Annotated in this window: 16 protein-coding genes; 12 read left to right on the top strand and 4 right to left on the bottom strand. The window is 35.7% G+C overall.

The genetic code is table 11. The annotated features are described in order from the left end of the window. Positions 1-10: 10 nt before the first annotated feature. Entirely contained in the window at positions 11-2,218 is a 2,208-nt protein-coding gene (locus KBJ98_RS05160) for an FUSC family protein (RefSeq protein WP_210788576.1), read from the bottom strand. Between the two features lie 193 nt (positions 2,219-2,411). Here KBJ98_RS05160 and def point away from each other — a divergent pair, with 193 nt between their 5' ends. The 4 genes from def (at position 2,412) to KBJ98_RS05140 (ending at position 5,934) form a co-directional block, all read left to right on the top strand. Then, positions 2,412-2,999 carry a peptide deformylase gene (gene def / locus KBJ98_RS05155; RefSeq protein WP_210788575.1) on the top strand — a complete coding sequence of 196 codons (588 nt, stop codon included), beginning with the start codon at positions 2,412-2,414 and terminating at the stop codon, positions 2,997-2,999. A gap of 82 nt (positions 3,000-3,081) precedes the next feature. After that, positions 3,082-3,555: a DUF5606 family protein gene (locus KBJ98_RS05150; protein WP_210788574.1), complete on the top strand. Its 474-nt coding sequence runs from the start codon at positions 3,082-3,084 to the stop codon at positions 3,553-3,555. A gap of 80 nt (positions 3,556-3,635) precedes the next feature. Then, entirely contained in the window at positions 3,636-4,409 is a 774-nt protein-coding gene (gene mazG, locus KBJ98_RS05145) for a nucleoside triphosphate pyrophosphohydrolase (protein ID WP_210788573.1), read from the top strand. Positions 4,410-4,482: 73 nt separating this feature from the next. Then, a complete protein-coding gene (locus tag KBJ98_RS05140) occupies positions 4,483-5,934 on the top strand; it encodes an APC family permease (protein WP_210788572.1) in 1,452 nt (483 codons plus the stop codon). A gap of 174 nt (positions 5,935-6,108) precedes the next feature. Here KBJ98_RS05140 and KBJ98_RS05135 read toward each other — a convergent pair whose 3' ends face one another. Further along, the gene (locus KBJ98_RS05135) at positions 6,109-6,789 is read right to left on the bottom strand and encodes a Crp/Fnr family transcriptional regulator (protein ID WP_210788571.1); all 681 of its coding nucleotides are present in this window, start codon (positions 6,787-6,789) and stop codon (positions 6,109-6,111) included. A gap of 114 nt (positions 6,790-6,903) precedes the next feature. Between KBJ98_RS05135 and KBJ98_RS05130 the strand changes: the two genes are divergently transcribed. The 8 genes from KBJ98_RS05130 (at position 6,904) to KBJ98_RS05095 (ending at position 15,786) form a co-directional block, all read left to right on the top strand. Continuing rightward, positions 6,904-9,315: a heavy metal translocating P-type ATPase gene (locus tag KBJ98_RS05130; protein ID WP_210788570.1), complete on the top strand. Its 2,412-nt coding sequence runs from the start codon at positions 6,904-6,906 to the stop codon at positions 9,313-9,315. A gap of 110 nt (positions 9,316-9,425) precedes the next feature. Further along, positions 9,426-9,605 (top strand): cbb3-type cytochrome oxidase assembly protein CcoS, encoded by a 180-nt coding sequence (ccoS, locus tag KBJ98_RS05125; protein WP_210788569.1) that lies wholly within the window; start codon positions 9,426-9,428, stop codon positions 9,603-9,605. A 59-nt stretch (positions 9,606-9,664) separates the two neighbouring features. Then, on the top strand, positions 9,665-11,851 hold the full coding sequence (gene ccoN, locus KBJ98_RS05120) for a cytochrome-c oxidase, cbb3-type subunit I (RefSeq protein ID WP_210788568.1): 2,187 nt from the start codon (positions 9,665-9,667) through the stop codon (positions 11,849-11,851). Between the two features lie 32 nt (positions 11,852-11,883). Continuing rightward, a complete protein-coding gene (locus KBJ98_RS05115; protein WP_394369363.1) occupies positions 11,884-12,030 on the top strand; it encodes a CcoQ/FixQ family Cbb3-type cytochrome c oxidase assembly chaperone in 147 nt (48 codons plus the stop codon). 27 nt (positions 12,031-12,057) lie between these two features. Beyond that, positions 12,058-12,957, top strand: a complete 900-nt coding sequence (locus KBJ98_RS05110; protein WP_210788566.1) for a cbb3-type cytochrome c oxidase N-terminal domain-containing protein — start codon at positions 12,058-12,060, stop codon at positions 12,955-12,957. Positions 12,958-13,032: 75 nt separating this feature from the next. Then, positions 13,033-14,451 (top strand): cytochrome c oxidase accessory protein CcoG, encoded by a 1,419-nt coding sequence (gene ccoG / locus KBJ98_RS05105; protein ID WP_210788565.1) that lies wholly within the window; start codon positions 13,033-13,035, stop codon positions 14,449-14,451. A gap of 157 nt (positions 14,452-14,608) precedes the next feature. Next, complete coding sequence (locus KBJ98_RS05100) at positions 14,609-15,013, top strand: FixH family protein (protein ID WP_394369365.1); 405 nt, start codon at positions 14,609-14,611, stop codon at positions 15,011-15,013. 71 nt (positions 15,014-15,084) lie between these two features. Beyond that, complete coding sequence (locus KBJ98_RS05095; RefSeq protein ID WP_210788563.1) at positions 15,085-15,786, top strand: sulfite exporter TauE/SafE family protein; 702 nt, start codon at positions 15,085-15,087, stop codon at positions 15,784-15,786. Positions 15,787-15,858: 72 nt separating this feature from the next. Here KBJ98_RS05095 and hemN read toward each other — a convergent pair whose 3' ends face one another. Further along, positions 15,859-17,223, bottom strand: a complete 1,365-nt coding sequence (hemN, locus tag KBJ98_RS05090) for an oxygen-independent coproporphyrinogen III oxidase (protein ID WP_210788562.1) — start codon at positions 17,221-17,223, stop codon at positions 15,859-15,861. Between the two features lie 143 nt (positions 17,224-17,366). Further along, the gene (locus KBJ98_RS05085; protein WP_210788561.1) at positions 17,367-19,298 is read right to left on the bottom strand and encodes a DUF349 domain-containing protein; all 1,932 of its coding nucleotides are present in this window, start codon (positions 19,296-19,298) and stop codon (positions 17,367-17,369) included. Positions 19,299-19,464 lie beyond the last annotated feature (166 nt).

Genomic DNA, 19,464 nt, shown 5'->3' with positions numbered 1-19,464 from the left:
GTACCTTTTTTTATTGCATACTTTGTGTCACTTTTACAATGTTTCTTGATAAACTGGTGAGCCAAAGTAGTTGCTCAATAATTAATTGGGCTTCTTGCATTTTAACCTGATAATCCTCTGCATTCAAACCGCTGTTGGCTTTAATTTCTTTTTCTTTTAACTGCTGAAGTTCGGAAAATCGAATTTTTACTGCTTCGGTATCGGCTTCTACTATTTCGTTAGTTGCGTTTGTTTGTAAAATCAAAATAGCTTGTTCTAAATTTTGAATTGCGGCTTGCACAACAATTTGAAATGCTTCAGAAGCTTTCGTTGTTTTATGTGATTGTATATAAGTTCCCACCGAAGCAAGTGAAGAGAGTAATGAATGGTTAAGGACCGCCAATTTATAGGTTTGCGCCAAATGCACTTGCTTGGACTTAGGCTCTTGCACCATTCTTTGAAAGGAGGCCATGAGATTTCCTGTTTCTACAAATGCATTTTTTCGAGCCAATCGGTAGGATGTGCTGATGGTGCCTTTATTTTGATAAAAAGAAGCAATTTCTTTTAAATAATCTTGATTGGCTTTGATGGCTTTTTCAAGATGTTTTGGAACATGTAAAAACTCCCACGAAGGCCACAAAAAGTAGTTGGCTAAAAATGCCAATCCGGCACCAATAGCGGTATCTAATATTCGAAACTGAACTAAGTCATTACTGTTTGGGGTTAAAATTCCGTAGATAAAAACAACGTACATCGTGACAAAAGTAGCACTGATTTTGTAATTCACTTGCGTGAAAGTAAAGCCGAGCAGCATACAAATAATTGATAGTACTGCTAGTATTGAGGTGTTATTTATCACAAATAAAAGCCCGAAAGCGATCAGTCCGCCAAAAATAGTTCCCACTGTACGCTGAAAAGAACGCTCTTTGGTGAGGCCATAACCTGGTCGCATAATAACGATAATGGTGAGTAAAATCCAATAAGCATTTTGAAAATCATAGCTTTGCCCTAGCGCGAATCCAATAGCGAGTGTTATGGTAAGCCGTAACGAATGTCGGAAGATAGTGGAAGAAAAACTGAAATTTTGAGCTAATGTCCGCCAAGGATAATATTCAGGAGTTAAAAATATTTCTAAATCTTTATCAATTCCTTTCCAATCGGTATTGTTGAAGGAGTTAGAAAAAGCGCGAGTTACAATTTTGATTTTTTCAACTTGTTTTTCAGCATAATGCAACATTGTTGTTAGCATTAAAACACCTTCGGCGGAAGCCGAACCTCCTAACTCATTTTGATATTTGGTGATAGCCGTTTGTAACGCATTCAAATCATTTAATAAAGTATTGGAGTTGTCCTTAGAGCTACTTTTTTTGATGTTTTTGGATACTTTTTTGAGACTCGAAGCCAAGTTGTAGGCTAAATTTTGGTACGTTCGCAATACGTACGGATGATCGTCAAATTTTTTATGCAAGGTATCATGATCAAATGCTGTAGAAAGAGCCAACTCTTGAATTTCGACCAAAGAAATGAACACTAGCAACATTTTTCTGTTTTGTTCAGAGGAGCCAGAGGCAGTTTGACTTCCAATTAAAACTTCTCTTAAATTTTGTTGCGTTACGTTGAGTTCCATTTGCAATTGCAATTGTTGCTCGATAATTGATTTTCTGTCTGCATTAATACTCCATAAATCACCTCTTAATTTCAAGTATTTGGCAGTAAGTTTAATACAAGCTGCTATTTCTAACGCTACATATCGATTGGGTTTGATATAGTGAAATAGTAGCGAAAGCATCAAATAAAGTAATCCTCCAGCTAAAACAAATGCCGCGTGAATTACTATTTCAATTCCCGTACTTAAATTAGCGAAAGCCAAAGAAATAGCGATAAGTGCTGTAAACGATACCATACTGGCTCGCTGTCCATATACTGAAAGCATGGAAATGAAAAACAGCAATACGATCATCAAGGGGTAAAACACAAACGGATAAGGCATCAATAAATGCACAAATGCCGTCAAAGTACTAACTAATAATGCTGTAAAAAGCATTCCCTTTATCTTGTGTGCCGTACTGGATGGAATATCAGTTGGATAAACAAAAATTGCTCCCAAAGCCATCGTAAATCCCCATTGAAAATGATCAAAGTAGGACAAAATAAGTACCGGGAATACCGCAGCCAAGGTCACTTTTACGGCGCTGGTAAAATAGGTAGTATTGGTAACTTTTGAAATGGATTGTAGCATAAAATGGTCTTGTTACAAAGATACGTTTTCGAGTTGGGATACAAAAAAATGCGGGTTCCTTTTATTTAATTGATCCAATTGTAACGAATAATGCAGGACGTATTATTCAATGTCTAATTTTTTACTATTTTTGCACTCCGATTCAAGAGGCAATGCTGCCTTCGCTTCGGTTTTTCATTAATAATTCAACACCATGATTTTACCAATTATAGGATACGGTGATCCCGTTTTAAGAAAAGTAGGCGAGGTAATTACACCTGAGCATCCTAATTTAAAAGAAACTATCGCGAACATGTACGAGACCATGTATAATGCGCATGGTGTGGGCTTGGCGGCTCCTCAGGTAGGTTTGGCTTTGCGATTATTCGTAATCGATACTACTCCTTTTAGTGATGACGACGATTTAGCGGCTACCGAACAACAAAAATTGAATGGTTTCAAAAGAACGTTCATCAACGCCAAAATGATTAAAGAAGAGGGCGAAGAGTGGGTTTTTAACGAAGGTTGTTTGAGTATTCCTGACGTTCGTGAAGATGTATATCGTAATCCTACTATCACTTTAGAATATTGTGAAGAGGATTTTGTGGTGAAAACAGAAGTTTTTGACGGACTCATCGCTCGCGTAATTCAACACGAATACGACCATATTGAAGGAATTTTATTTACCGATAAAATATCTTCGTTGAAAAAAAGATTGATTCAAAAGAAATTAAAAAATATCCTTGAAGGAAAGACTTTCCAAGAATACCGAATGAAATTTTTTGGTAAAAAAGGAAGATAAATTCCAAACGCGACAAGTGGAATGATTTTTGGTCCACACGCAGCAATAAATAAATCAAATTCTTAATATTAATTACACCAACATGAATTTAGAAAAAATATTAGCTATTTCTGGGAAACCAGGTTTATACATTTTGAGAGTACAAACCAGAACTGGATTCGTAGCTGAATCATTGGCTGATGGAAAAAAAATTACAGTAAATTTAAAAAGCAATGTAAGTTTGCTTTCTGAAATTTCAATTTATACGTACGAAGGTGAAAAACCGTTGGCCGAAATCATGCAAACTATTGCTGATAAAGAAAATTACGGTCCAGCATTATCACACAAAGAAGACAACGCTAAATTAGCAGCTTACTTTAAAGAAATTTTGCCAAATTACGATGAAGAGCGCGTGTACCCATCAGATATCAAGAAAATTTTAAACTGGTACGGTATTTTACAAGCAAAAGATTTATTGGTAAGTCCTGCTACAGTAGAAGCGACTCCAGAAGCTGAAGTAACGGAAGGAACCGAAGAAAAAGCACCTGCTAAAAAAGCAAAAGCTAAAAAAGAATAGCGCATAACTAAATAACAAATTAATCCTGTTTCAGTTTTTTCTGAACAGGATTTTTTTATTTTTACTAAAAAACAATGCAGATGAACTCTAGAGCAAACCAACTTAAAGCTTTCGAACGATTATTGGACATCATGGACGATTTGCGTGAAAAATGTCCTTGGGATAAAAAACAAACCATGCAAAGCTTACGTCACCTTACCATTGAGGAAACTTATGAGTTGGGCGACGCCATTTTAGATAATGATTTGATCGAGGTGAAAAAGGAGTTGGGCGACTTGTTGTTGCATTTGGTTTTTTACGCCAAAATAGGAAGTGAGACTAATGATTTTGACATTGCTGATGTGTGTAATGAAATTTCAGAGAAATTAATTCACCGTCATCCACATATTTACAGCGATGTGGTTGTTGCAGATGAAGAAGAAGTAAAACAAAATTGGGAGAAACTGAAACTTAAAGAGGGCAAGAAATCAGTTTTAGAAGGAGTCCCAAAAAGTTTACCAGCCTTAGTGAAAGCAAGCCGAATTCAAGACAAAGTGAAAGGCGTTGGATTTGATTGGGAAGAACCACAACAAGTTTGGGACAAAGTACAAGAGGAATTACAAGAATTACAAGTTGAGGTTGCTGCTGGCGATCAAGATAAAATAGAAGCGGAGTTTGGCGATGTCTTGTTTTCTATGATCAATTACGCTCGTTTCTTGAAAGTAAATCCCGAGGATGCATTAGAAAGAACCAATAAAAAATTCATCAAACGTTTTCAGTACTTGGAGAGTAAAGCTGGTGAAATGGGAAAACCTCTCATGGATATGACATTAGCAGAAATGGATGTTTTTTGGGAAGAAGCGAAAAAGTTGTAATTTTCAGTGAACAGAATTCAGTAATCAGTATTTAGGATTAAAGTTTAGTTTTAGATTTATAAAAAAATTACCAATGTCAGAAGATAAAACCGAGTTAAAAAGATCATTAGGATTAATTGATGCCACGAGTTTAGTTGCAGGTTCCATGATTGGTTCTGGAATTTTTATTGTAACATCAGCGATGGCCAGAGATATTGGTTCAGCCGCTTGGTTGTTAGTCATTTGGATCATAACCGGAATCATTACTGTGGCTGCCGCATTGAGCTACGGGGAACTGGCAGGTATGATGCCAAAAGCCGGTGGGCAATTTGTGTACATACAGCGCGCTTACGGTAGATTGGTTTCTTTTCTTTACGGATGGACCGTTTTTACGGTAATTCAAACTGGAGTTATTGCAGCGATAGCAGTAACTTTTGCAAACTATGCTGCTATTTTTTTTCCAGTTTTAGATCAAACTTTATTTACAGTTGGCGAAACTTTTGTTTTTTCGTACCAAAAATTATTGGCCATTTTTAGTATTGTTTTACTAACATACATCAACACCAAAGGAGTTGAAAGCGGAAAAACCGTGCAACTCATTTTTACATCGGCTAAATTGATTGCGCTTTTTGCATTGATTATTTTAGGGTTATACGTCGGTTTGCAAACCAACGTTTTGGCGGATAATTTCCAAAACATGTGGGATGCAAGTAAAACTGTGGTACAGCCTGACGGTTCGGTCACTGTAACAAAACTTGCCGGGATGGCGCTTTTGGGAGCAGCTGGTGCAACAATAATCAACTCTTTGTTTTCTAGTGATGCTTGGAATAATGTGACTTTTATTGCCGCTGAAATCAAAGATCCTAAAAAGAATATTCCACGTAGTTTGTTTTTGGGAACTTTAATCGTTACCGTGGTTTACGTTTTAGCCAATGTGGCTTATTTGGCATTATTACCTTTGCAAGGAACGCCTGCAGCTACTGATATTGCTGCTAGCGGAATTATGTTTGCCAGCAACGATAGAGTGGGAGCGGCAGCTGCAAGTATGATCATGGGTGATGTGAGTGTTTTTGTAATGGCAGCTTTGATTATGGTATCTACTTTTGGTTGTAATAGTGGCTTGATTCTTTCGGGTGGTCGTTTGTTTTTTGCTATGGCCAAAGATGGTTTGTTTTTTAAACAAGCTACGGAGTTAAATAAAAATCAAGTTCCTGCAAAAGCCTTGTGGGTACAATGTATTTGGGCATGCGTTTTATGTATCTCGGGTAAGTTTGGTGATTTATTGACCTATGCCACTTTTGCGTCCTTGTTGTTTTATATTCTTACTATTTTGGGAGTTTTTATTCTACGCAAAAAGGAACCTAATGCCGATAGACCTTACAAAGCATTTGGCTATCCTATAGTTCCTGCACTTTATATTGTAGTAACGGTTGCAATTTGTATCACTTTATTGATTTACGATACCTTCAATACTGGTTTGGGCTTGTGCATCGTGGCTTTAGGGATTCCGGTGTACTATTTAGTGATGAATAAAAAAGAACAATAGTGTTTTACTTGACTGAGAAGGATTAAGTACAGCTGAGTGCTACAACTCAAGTAATCAATTATTGGCACCTTACAAAAAAAAATGTTTGGTTAGGCAATTGGATTTACTGCGAAAATAATCGTAATTGCTTTTGCAAATGCCATTAAATTCTAGTTTTTGCTAACGTTTCAAAAATTAGTTAGCTATTTTTTTGAGTGAAGAAATATCCTTTAAAATTATTTTTTTTCCATCAAGGGCAATTAATTCTTGTTTGTTAAAATCAGATAGTAAACGAATACAACTTTCGGTGGCCGTACCAATCATACTTGCCAATTCTTCTCTTGAAAGTTGAATTTTCAAGGATTTGTCGTCGTTTTCACCAAAAGATTGATACAAATAAAGTAAGGTGGCGGCTAATCGTTCTTTTACTGTTTTTTGTGCCAAATTTACCGTCTGTACATCAGCTTCTTTCAAGTCTCCGCACATGGTTTTCATGACATTCATAGAGAAATTATTATTTTTGTCAAAATACCCCATAACTTCTGCTTTAGGAATAAAGCAAACCTGCATGTCATTTAAAGCTACGGCGCTAAGGTTTACAGGCTCATCGCTAATCATAGAGCGTTGACCCAATAATTCTCCTTTTGTAACTAATTTGACAATATGATCCTTACCATTTGCACTTAGTTTTGTGAGTTTACAAACACCATCCTTAATACAATAAATACCATTTACATTTTCGCCTTCTTCAAATATAACGGCTCCTTTTTTTAAAGTGTAGGATGTTTTGCAGTCTGAAAGTTTTAGTAATTCGTCTTTTGTAAGTGCTTTTAAAGAACTGAATTCTCGTACAATACATTGCTCACATTTGCTCATAACGGTTGTTTTTTAATTACAATTCTATCGCAAATTTAGTGCTTTCGCATGATAAATATCATATTTTGGTTAACAATTGTTTAAGTTCTTTGCCACAGGTAAAAGAGCAAAGTTATGGACACACAAAACTGTTTCCATTGTGGTTTAGATATTGTAAAGGCTGATGAAATTGTTTTCGATTCTAAAAGTTTCTGCTGTGCAGGTTGCAAAACTGTGTACGAAATTTTTAGTACAAATGATTTGACTTTCTATTATGATTTTGAAAAATCCCCTGGAGCAACACCCCAAAATAATATTGATAAATATGATTTTTTAGACAATGAAAGTATTGCTTCTAAACTATTGGAATTCCAAGAGAGTTCAACTGCAATTATTTCACTTAACATTCCTCATATTCATTGTAGTTCGTGTATTTGGATTCTGGAAAATCTACAGCGTCTTGAAAAAGGAATAAGTACTTCGCAGGTTAATTTTCCTGAGAAAAAAGTTCGAATTACCTTTAATCCAGAGGTAGTTTCTATCAAATCGATTGTTAACTTATTAAGTTCAATTGGTTATGAGCCGCACATCAGTCTAGAAAATTATGAAACAGGAAAAACAACAATAGATCGGAGTTTAACTTATAAATTAGGTGTCGCTTTCTTTTGTTTCGGGAACGTCATGTTACTTTCTTTTCCTGAATATTTTGAGGTGAAAGAATATTGGCTAGACCAATACCGAGGTTTTTTTAGATGGTTGATATTTGCTTTATCGCTCCCTAGTTTTTTCTATTCGGCAAGCGGATATTACGTGTCTGCTTACAAAAGCATTACATCCAAAATGCTCAATATTGATATTCCAATTGCTTTGGGAATTGTGGTTATGTTTATTCGAAGCGCTGTTGATATCATTATGGATTATGGTTCGGGCTTTTTTGATAGTCTTACTGGTTTGATTTTTTTTATGTTATTGGGGAAAATGTTCCAAATTAAAACCTATAGTTTTTTAAGTTTTGAAAGAGATTTTAAGTCGTATTTTCCAATTGCAATTACTAAAATTAATCCTGATTCCTCTGAAGAAAGTATTGCTATTTATGAGTTGCAAAAAGGAGATCGAGTGCTTATTAGGAACCAAGAACTTATTCCGGTTGATGGCGTTTTAATTTCAGGTAAAGCCGAAATTGATTATAGTTTTGTAACAGGCGAGGCAGTTCCTATCAGCAAACAATCTGGCGATAAACTATTTGCAGGTGGTAAGCAATTAGGAAAGCCTATTGAAATGGAAGTTTTAAAATCTGTTTCACAAAGTTATTTAACCCAGCTTTGGAGTAACGCTATCTTTCAAAAAGAGGTAACACAAAATCACAAGACAATTACAGATAGCATCAGTCGCTATTTTACACCAATTTTGTTGTTGATTGCTTTTGCAGGCTTTGGTTATTGGATTTTTATTGATACAACTACCGCTTTTAATGTTTTTACGGCTGTATTGATTGTGGCATGCCCATGTGCCTTAGCATTGACAGCGCCGTTTACTTTTGGAAACATTTTGCGCATATTGGGCAAACAAAAATTTTATCTAAAAAATGCTTTGGTAATTGAGCAATTAGCCAAGGTAGATACCATCGTGTTTGATAAAACGGGAACGATTACCACCAATAAAAAATCTTCTATTTCTTTTGAAGGAACTTCGCTTACAGATGAAAATTTAGTTCTAATAAAAATGGTGCTTCGAGCCTCTAATCATCCGCTAAGCCGCATGTTGTATGATAATCTATCTCTCACTGTTATAAAAAATACAGGAGCAGATTTTACAAATGAGGTAGGAATAGATGCTTTTGAAGAAATTACAGGAAAAGGTATTCGAGCTATTGTTTTTGGTAATAAAATCGAAATTGGTTCTGCTTCTTTTGTAGATAAAGCCCCCGAGGAAAGCAAGCAACAAACCTCGGTTCATGTTAAGATTAATGATGTTTATCTGGGTAAATTTCTTTTTCATACGCAATATCGGGACGGACTTGCGGTACTTTTTAAAAATTTGAGTAAGCAGTATCAGCTTCAAGTTTTATCTGGTGATAATGATGGCGAACGAGCGAATCTTGAGCAACTTTTGCCGAAAGGCACGGAATTATTTTTCAATCAAAAACCAGAGGAAAAATTAGAATATATTAAAACATTACAAGAGCAAGGCAAAAACGTCATGATGGTAGGCGATGGTTTAAATGATGCAGGCGCACTGGCACAAAGTAATGTTGGAATCTCAATTTCTGAAAATGTCAATGTTTTTTCACCAGCATGTGACGCAATTTTAGACGCAAGTGAATTCGATAAATTAAGCTATTTCTTGACCTTATCTCATAATGCAATGAGAACCATTAAAATGAGTTTCGTGCTTTCGCTATTATACAATGTTGTGGGCTTGTTGTTTGCAATAACGGGTAATTTATTGCCACTTGTAGCAGCTATAATAATGCCTTTAAGTACTATAACTATTGTAAGTTTTGTCACCATTATGAGTAATTATTACGCAGGTAAAAAAAACAATTGAAAACGGGTTTGAAAAACGGTTTTGATAACACAATAAAAAGTAGTTAGCATGACAAATGTCATACTTTACTACGAACCCTAAAAGTAACTTTGTTAACACAAATATAAGGTATGAGCGTCATCTATTTATTAATCACAATAAGCATCATCGTTGCCATTGGTTTTTTTATTGCATTTGTATGTGCGGTAAAAACCGGACAATATGATGATGATTATACGCCATCAGTCAGAATGCTTTTTGATGATGAGCTTATCAATTCAGGAGCTAAAAAGAACAAATCAAAAAAATGATTCTTTAATGCTTTTGCAAAAAATTAAAACAATAAACAACCTTAAAATTAACTATTTATATGGAAATGCAGCAGTTTTATTATGATAACAAAATTGTAAAAAAATTCATTTACGCTACCATTGTGTTTGGAGTAGTGGGAATGGTAGTCGGGCTTGCACTGGCTTTTATGTTCCTCTTTCCAAATATAACAGATGGAATACCGTGGCTGAGTTTTGGTAGATTGAGACCTTTACATACCAATGCGGTCATTTTTGCCTTTATAGGAAATGCCATGTTTGCCGGAATTTATTATTCTTTGCAGCGATTGTTGAAGGCGCGAATGTTCAGCGATTTTTTGAGTAACCTTAATTTTTGGGGTTGGCAATTGATTATTGTAGCTGCTGCAATTTCGCTACCATTAGGCTATAGTTCGTCAAAAGAGTACGCGGAGTTAGAGTGGCCAATTGACATTGCAATTGCATTAATTTGGGTTGTATTTGGAATCAACATGATTGGAACTATTTTAAAACGTAGAGAGCGCCATTTGTATGTTGCCATTTGGTTTTATCTAGCAACATTTGTAACAGTTGCCGTTTTGCACATTTTTAATAGTTTATCATTGCCAGTTTCTGGGCTAAAAAGTTATTCTGTCTATGCAGGTGTTCAAGATGCATTGGTGCAATGGTGGTACGGTCATAATGCGGTTGCTTTTTTCTTGACTACTCCATTTTTAGGTTTGATGTATTATTTTATTCCTAAAGCGGCTAACAGACCGGTTTACTCATACAGGTTGTCTATTGTGCATTTTTGGTCATTGATTTTTATTTATATCTGGGCAGGACCACACCATTTATTGTATTCGGCTTTGCCAAACTGGGCGCAAAATCTAGGAGTAGCTTTTTCTATCATGTTAATTGCGCCATCTTGGGGCGGAATGATCAACGGACTTTTAACCCTGCGTGGTGTTTGGGATAAGGTGCGTGTGGAGCCAGTTTTGAAGTTTTTTGTGGTAGCGATTACAGGTTACGGAATGGCAACTTTTGAAGGTCCGATGTTGTCTTTAAAAAACGTGAATGCTATTGCGCACTACACCGATTGGATTATTGCTCACGTACACGTAGGAGCGTTAGCTTGGAACGGGTTTATGGCTTTTGGTATGATTTATTGGTTGATTCCTCGAATGACAAAATCAAAGTTGTACTCAGTTAAATTGGCTAACATTCATTTCTGGATAGGTACACTTGGTATTATTTTATATTCAATTCCGATGTATGTTGCCGGCTTTTTGCAAGCGTCGATGTGGAAACAGTTTAATCCTGACGGTACTTTAACCTACGGTAATTTCCTTGAAACGGTTACTCAAATTATTCCAATGTATTGGATGAGAGCTATTGGTGGTACCATGTATTTAGCGGGAATGGTAATTTTGGTATACAACATCATTCAAACCGTGCGTTGCAGTGCTAAAATTGAAGATGAATTGGCCGAAGCACCTGAATTAATCAAAATCAGTGCGGGTAGAGTTAAAGGTGAAAAATTTCATCCTTGGTTAGAGCGCAAACCAATACAGTTGACCATTTTAGCAACGATAGCCATTTTAATTGGAGGAGTTATTCAAATTGTTCCTACCATAATGGTTGATTCTAATATTCCTACTATTGCTAGTGTCAAACCTTACACACCATTGGAGTTAGAGGGACGCGATTTGTATATACGTGAAGGTTGCGTGGGTTGTCACTCACAGTCTGTTCGACCTTTTCGTAGCGAAGTAGAGCGCTACGGGCCACAATCTAAAGCAGGCGAATTTGTATACGACCATCCATTTTTATGGGGATCAAAACGTACAGGACCTGATTTATTACGAGTAGGCGAGAAGTACAATGACAATTGGCATTTTAATCATTTCTGGAATCCACAAAGTATTTCAGCAGGTTCTATTATGCCAGGATACAAATGGTTATTTGATAATAAACCAATGGATATTTCTTTAACGCAAAAGAAAATGCAAGTCATGCAAACTTTGGGAGTGCCATACACTCAAGCCCAAATTGCCAGCGGCCTTGACGATTTACGAAAACAAGCTATTGCCATTGAGGAGAATTTAAAAAATGATCCTGATTTTGTAAAAAGTTACGAAGAGAGCCAAAAGAAAGCTAAAGCAAGAGGAGAAAAATTTGTTCCTATGAACCAAAGAGAAATCATTGCTTTAATTGCTTACATGCAAAGGTTAGGAACAGATATCAAAGTTAAAGACGGTACTAAATAAGATACATTATGTTTGAACAAATAAAACACAACATGGAAACAATAGACGGAGTCGCTATTTATCCAATATTATCATTATTAATTTTTTTCATCTTTTTTGTTGTCCTTGGGTTTTGGGTTTTCTCTTATAAAAAAGAAAAAATAGCAGAATTGAGTCAGATTCCTTTGAAAAACAAATAATAAATGTGATTTTTTAAAATGTAAAACATGAAAAAAATAATTCCTGTATACGTTAGAATACCTGTTGTTTTCTTTGCTGTAATGATAGCAATGGAATATTTGATAGATTCCGGAGACCGACCAGCTTTTGTCAAATTCCCGATGCTTTCACTTTTTTTGGTCATTTTTCTATTCCTTTTAGTGGCGGTAGAATTAATGTTTCAGGCAGTAGATAACATTACATACCAAATACTTTCTGAAGAAGAAAAAATAAAGGTAAATCAAGCTCAAAATAGCAGTTTGACAGAAAAGCAATGGTACAAAAACCTTGTCGCTAAACTAACCAACAACCATGACAAGGCCAGTCAAGAGCAATTGTTATTGGATCATGATTACGATGGGATCAAAGAGTTAGATAATAATTTGCCGCCGTGGTGGGTGTACTTGTTTTATTTGTGTATTGTTTTTGGAGTAGTTTATATGCTTAGATACGAGGTTTTTGGGGCAGATAATCAGGAGATGGAGCTCAAAAAAGAAGTTGCTCAAGCTAAAATAGAAATTGCCGAATACATGAAAACAGCTCCAGATTTAATGGACGAAAAATCAGTGACTTTACTAACCGATCCAGCAGATTTAGCCATCGGAAAAGAAATTTTTAGTACCAATTGCGCCGCATGTCATAGAGCGGATGCCGGCGGGCAAATAGGTCCCAATTTAACAGATGATCGTTGGATTTTAGGTGGTGGTATAAAAAATATTTTTCACACTTTGGTCAACGGTGGTCGTGACGGAAAAGGCATGATTTCTTGGAAAGGTACTTTGAAGCCAAAAGAAATGCAGAAAGTAGCCAGTTACATACTGTCATTGCAAGGATCTAATCCTCCTGATGCCAAAGCGGCGGAGGGTGAAGTTTGGGTAGATGAAAAAGCCGAAACAACAACAAAATAAATGCAATCTGCACATGATGGCAATAAGTTTATAGCTTTAAAAATTGTACCATAATGTGTTGTTATCTAGTGAAAAATGTCAAAAATACAAGACGAAACTTTTAGAGATTCCATTGGGACCATTGATTCAGAGGGTAAAAGGAAATTTATTTTTCCCAAAAAGCCCTCTGGCAAGTTGTATACTTATCGAAAATGGGTGAGTTATTTTTTGCTCCTCGTTCTTGTAGTTAATCCGTTTGTAAAAGTCAATGGCAATCAATTCATGATGTTCAATATTTTAGAACGACGATTTAATATTTTTGGGTTTCCATTTTGGCCTCAGGATTTTTACCTCTTTGTTCTTTTTATGATTATTGGAGTAGTTTTCGTCATCTTATTCACAGTAATTTTTGGTCGTCTATTTTGCGGTTGGGTTTGTCCGCAAACCATTTTTTTAGAAATGGTTTTTCGCAGAATTGAATATTGGATTGAGGGTGATCGTGGGGCGCAAATCAAGCTCAATAAACAAGCATGGAACGCTGAGAAAGTTAGAAAAAAAGGAGTCAAATGGTTCTTGTTTTTGATAATCTCATTCTTTATTGCTAATGTTTTTTTAGCCTATCTCATTAGTAGCGATAGTTTATTTTTGATGATGAAAGAAGGACCCAAAAGTCATTTGAGCACCTTGGTTTCGCTGCTGATTTTTACAGGAGTTTTTTATTTTGTTTTTACCTGGTTCCGAGAGCAAGTCTGCATTATTGCTTGTCCTTACGGAAGATTACAAGGTGTTTTATTGGATAACAAATCGATAAATGTAGCCTATGATTTTGTTCGGGGTGAAAAAGAGTCTGGTCGAGCCAAATTCAATAAACTAGAGAACAGAGCTGCAACAGGAAAGGGCGATTGTATTGATTGTAAGCAATGTGTCAATGTTTGCCCAACAGGAATCGACATTCGTAACGGAACACAATTAGAGTGTATTAATTGTACTGCTTGTATTGATGAGTGCGATACCATGATGGAGCAAGTAGGCTTGCCGAAAGGGTTAATTAGATACGCATCAGAAGATGAAATCGAGAAAAAAGTAGCCTTTCAGTTTTCCCCTAGAATGAAAGCGTATTCAGCCGTTCTGTTGCTGTTAATTGGTGTTTTAGTAGGATTATTATTTTTACGTTCTGATGTTGAGGCAACAATTTTTAGGCTACCAGGCCAATTATTTCAGCATAAAGGAGATCGTATTAGTAATGTTTACACTTTTAAAATTATCAATAAAACCAATTCTGATTTTAAGGCTATTCGTTTTCAATTAAAAGATATTAAAGGTACCTTAAAAGTGGTTGGTAATCAAGAGTTACAAGTGCCTAAACAAGGCATAAGTAGCGGTACTTTGTTTATTGAAATCAATCAATATCTATTAGAAAGCGATAAAACCAAATTAAAAATTGAGGTTTATAACGGAAATGAAAAAATTCAAACTACGAACACTAATTTTTTAAGTCCACGTAGTTTTGATTGATTCGATTTTGATGCAAAAATTTTTAAAAAAGACTAAAAATAAAAGCAATATGGAAAATCAAATAGGAAAGGAAAGCAATGGCGCAGCGCAGGTTTCTTCGTTAAAGTTCAAGGGTATTGGTTGGGGAACGGGAGTCGTAATTGCTTTTGGGTTATTTATGACATTTATTTTGTATTTTGTTTTTACAGTACAATCTGAGTCAAAGTATGACAATGAATTAGTTGTTGAAGAGTATTATAAACATGATGCACATTTTGGCGAAGAAATGACTCGCATAGAAAACGCAACCAACTTGGCTCAAAAACCGATTATTAACACGGTTTCAAGCGGAATAGAAATTGTTTTTCCTGAAGATTTTATTGCCAAAGATGTAACTGGAAAAGTGTCCCTGTACAGACCGTCTAACAAAAAATTAGATTTTGAAGTTCCAATTTCACTATCTAATGCCACTACTTTGCTCATACCTAAAAAAAGTTTGGCAGGCGGTCGGTGGGACATTAATATGGAATGGCAATACAAAGGAAAATCTTATTTGTCAAAAGAAACAATTTATTTCAATTAGTCCTAAAGTCAAAAGTAGGAAGTTATTAAATGGCTTTTAGACTTTTGACTTCATGATATTATACTCTCAAAATGCTTTACACTGCCTTTCTTTTTGGTATAATCAGTAGTTTTCATTGTATAGGGATGTGTGGACCAATAGCATTAATGTTGCCTGTTGATCGAAGCAATTCTGCTAAAAAAACAATTCAGATTCTAATCTATAATTTGGGAAGGTTGACAGCCTATGCTTCAATCGGACTTGTTTTTGGCCTACTTGGCAAAGGATTTTTCATGGCTGGTTTTCAGCAAAATTTGTCCTTATTCATTGGTTTGTCAATGATAGCGCTAGTACTCATTCCAGAAAAATTGTTGGCGAAGTACAATTTTTCAAAACCGGTTTTTAAAATAATTGCTAAAATTAAGACCGCTCTTGGGAGCCAATTCAAAAACAAAAGTTACCGTTCATTTTTTACCATTGGTTTGCTTAATGGTTTTTTGCCTTGCGGAATGGTTTATGTTGCTTTATTTGGAGCCATTGCCATGCAGAGTGCCAGTTTGGGAGTGCTGTATATGCTACTATTCGGCCTCGGAACGATGCCACTCATGAGTTGCGTGCTGTATGTAAATGTGTTTTTAACAACTGCTATTCGAAACCGAATTCAAAAAGCTGTTCCTTATGTGGTGGTCGCTATTGCTTGCTTATTTGTTTTGCGAGGTCTTGGCTTGGGTATTCCCTATCTTTCTCCGTCAACTACAAGTTTATTTATACAAGCTAGCCCCAATTGTCATTAGTTGAGTTTTATTTTTCATAAAAAAGCACGCTTACTACAGCGTGCTTTCTTGTATTTAGTAAAAACGGCAACCTTATATTGTCATCGAAAACAATTCGGTTTCAGGAGCTTTTCGTTTTAATCGCAAATCAAATGCCATACAAACATTACGAACATAAGGCTTCCCTTTTTCTGTAACTGTGATACCATTATTTTTTATTTGCAACAATCCGTCTTGTTCCATTTCTTGTAATTGAAAGAGTATTTCAGGTAATTCATCAAAATATAGGTTGGTTTCGCTCCAAGATGTTTCAAATTGACACATCAAATTTAAGATGTGTTGACGGATGATGAGGTCTTCTTTTGTTAACGCATGACCTCTCAAAATAGGCAATTTATTCCATTCTAAAAGCTGGTAGTAATCCTCTAAGTTTTTTACATTTTGTGCAAAACCGTACCAACTATCACTTATTGACGAAACGCCTAAACCAATCATCAATCGTGTTTTTGAAGCGCTATATCCCATGAAATTGCGATGTAAGCTACCATTTTGGAAAGCTTGGTGTAGGGCATCTGTTTTTAATGCAAAATGATCCATGCCAATTTCATGATAACCATTTTTGTGCAACAATTTTTTACCAGTTTCATAAAGCATTCTCTTTTTATGGTCTTTCGGAATATCTTCGTCTTTAAAACCGCGTTGTCCATTGCCTTTTATCCAAGGAACGTGCGCATAACTGTAAAAAGCCAATCGGTCGGGCTGTAATGAATTTGTTTTTTCAATCGTATCAATCACATCTTCTAACTCTTGAAACGGCAAACCAAAAATAATGTCATGACCTATGGATGTGTACCCAATTTCACGAGCCCAAAGCGTCACTTTGGCTACATGATGAAATGGCTGTATACGATGTATTGCCTTTTGAACTTTTGGAGAGTAATCCTGAACTCCAAAACTCACTCTTCGAAAACCCAAATCATATAGCTTTTGCAAATGGGCGTAGCTGGTATTGTTTGGATGTCCTTCAAAACTAAATTCATAGTCGATTGCTTTATTGGCTTGCGAAAAAATACCATTAATTAAATCTTCTAAATTTTTGGTAGAAAAAAAAGTAGGCGTACCACCTCCTAAGTGTATCTCTTTGACAGTCGGTTTTTTGCCAAGAATTTTACAATACAAGCGCCACTCACGCAACAAAGCTTCAATGTATGGATGTTCTACATCATGATTTTTAGTAATGCGTTTGTTACAGCCACAAAAAGTACATAAACTTTCGCAAAAGGGCAAGTGAACGTATAGACTAATCCCTTCGGTGTCATTGCTCTCTGCAAAGGATTGCTTTACTGTTTGGGTCCAAATTTGCTCATTAAAAAGAGACTCATCCCAATACGGAACAGTAGGGTAGCTCGTATATCTAGGGCCGGGAACATTATATTTTTGAAGTAAGGAATTTTGCATTTTGAAATCGTTTTATTGATCTCAAAAGTATAGTGACTCCACAATTATTAAAATGATAATTGTCATGTAAGCTGTTTTTACTAGCTATAAAAAAAAGGCTGTCTAGTACAGACAACCTTTTTAAATAATTCTTCAAATAGAACTTACTCTATGGTAATACTTTTTAATTGTTTTAGTTTTTCTTTCCAAACTTCAAGACCTTCTTTGTGTATAGCGATGTTTTTACGAACCTCTAATACAATAGAATTTTCTTTTTTGGCATTTTTAGTATTGGTAAAAAACTGAATGTTGTTTTCCAATTGAAAAATTTCATTTTGAACTTCTTCTATTTTACGCATGATAAAAATCTTCTCACTATCCAGTTTACGGCTATCATTACTTTCTGATAATTGATCCATTCTGTTAGCAAAACGCATCATATCAGTATCTTTTTTACTCAAACTTAATTTTTCAAAAAGAGCATCTAAAATTTTATTGAATTTACCTTCAATATGTCTTCTTGGGAACGGTACTTTACCAAAGTTTTTCCAAGTTTCAATATGCAATTTAATGGCATCTAAATCGGATTTGTGCTCTCCTGATAATTCAAAAGTGCGCAATCCCTCTAAATAATTTTTCTTATTTTCAAAAGCAACAACTTCTTCGTTATTTTCGTCGTTTTGGTGTGCTTTCAATTGATCAAAATAGTGGTTGCAAGCCGCTCTAAAATCTTTCCAAATTTTCTCAGAATGTTTTCTAGGTACATGACCAATAGTTTTCCATTCTTCTTGAATTTGCTTCATGATAGGTGTTGTAGCAGCAAAGTCAGTACTCTCTTGAAGCTCTTGTGCTTTGGCAACCAATGCCAACTTTTTATTCAAATTGTCGTTTTGGTCTTTTTTGATGTCTTTGTAAAACGAGTTTTTAAAAGTATTGAAGTTACGAACGGCTGTTTTAAAACGGTTCCAAGTAGCTTCGTTTACTTCAGCAGGAACTTTTCCAGCCTCAAAAAAGGCGTTTCTCAAAGCTTCTACTTTTGCAATTTGCGCCAACCATTGCGTGTGAGCCTCTACTTTTTCAGTAGCCAAAACTTCAATTTGCGCAATAATTTCCTCTTTGCGTTTCAAATTATCATTTTCAACTGCACGTTGGTTTTCAAATAAAAGTTCTCTTTTATCGTGCATTTGCTTAGTGAGTTCACTAAAACGATTCCAAATACTTTCTCTGTGCTCGCGTGAAACAGGACCAATATCTTCTTTCCAAATGCGGTGCAAATCTTGTAATTCTCTAAAAGCTTTAGCAACATCTTCTTCATGAACCAAGGCTTCAACGCGCGCTACAATTTTTTGTTTTTGCTCTAAATTATGTTTAAAATCAAGGTCGCGCGCTTCTCTGTCTAGGTGCAAATAATCGTAAAAATTCTCAACATGAAAATGGTAGTTGTTCCAAACGTGGTTGTATTTGTCTTTAGGAATCGGACCCGCATTTTTCCAACGCTCACGCAATTCATTAAAGGGTTTCAGGATATCCTTAATGTTCGCCTGTGGATCAATAAGCTCTTTTAGCGCTTCAACAATAGCCAAACGTTCTTCTAAATTCGCTTTTAAATTATTTTGTACACTTTTAAAGTGATTGTTTTTTAGTTCTCTGTATTTTGAAAAATAGCTGTCAAACTGTGCTTTCAGTGGCGAGTGGTATTCAAAATCCTCAGTCGGGTCTTGATTTTCAGCCAAAAAAGCAGTTCTTTTTTCTTCAATCAAGTGATTGTATTTAGCCAAAAATGCTTTTTTAATCTCCTCAATGTGTTCTTTGTAGGCCAAAGGTTGGTCTTTACTCACAAAATCTTTGAGTGCGGCAACCAAATCTTCTAGTGGTAAAGCTTCATAATCTTGCATCGGAATTTGCAATTCCTCAGTAGGCGTAGCCTCTTCACTTTCTGCGGCATTAGTAGCCGCAATAGCTTCTACGGCTTGTGCGTGCGTATCAGTTTGCTGTTCAGTAGTAGCAACAGTTGGTTCAGTTGCTTCGTGCTGTGCGGTGTTTCCATCTGTGTCGTTTTCCGTACGCAACAGGTTATCGTTCTGTTCTTCTAACATTGGTTCAATGTATAAGTTGTGGTTTATAATCAAGTCGAAAGGTAGTAAAGCCGTTCGAAAATACAAAATATACAACGTACTTTCTTAATCAGAGTGCAAAAGAGAATTTTCATTAGGAGCAATTTAGCTCCGCTGAATCTTTGATGGTAAGCTGTCTTTTATAATC

Origin of the sequence: Flavobacterium erciyesense (assembly GCF_018069925.1) — a bacterium.
Lineage (GTDB): Bacteria > Bacteroidota > Bacteroidia > Flavobacteriales > Flavobacteriaceae > Flavobacterium > Flavobacterium erciyesense.
The sequence above is the reverse complement of the archived record's forward strand: the minus strand, read 5'-3'. Positions and strand labels throughout refer to the sequence as shown.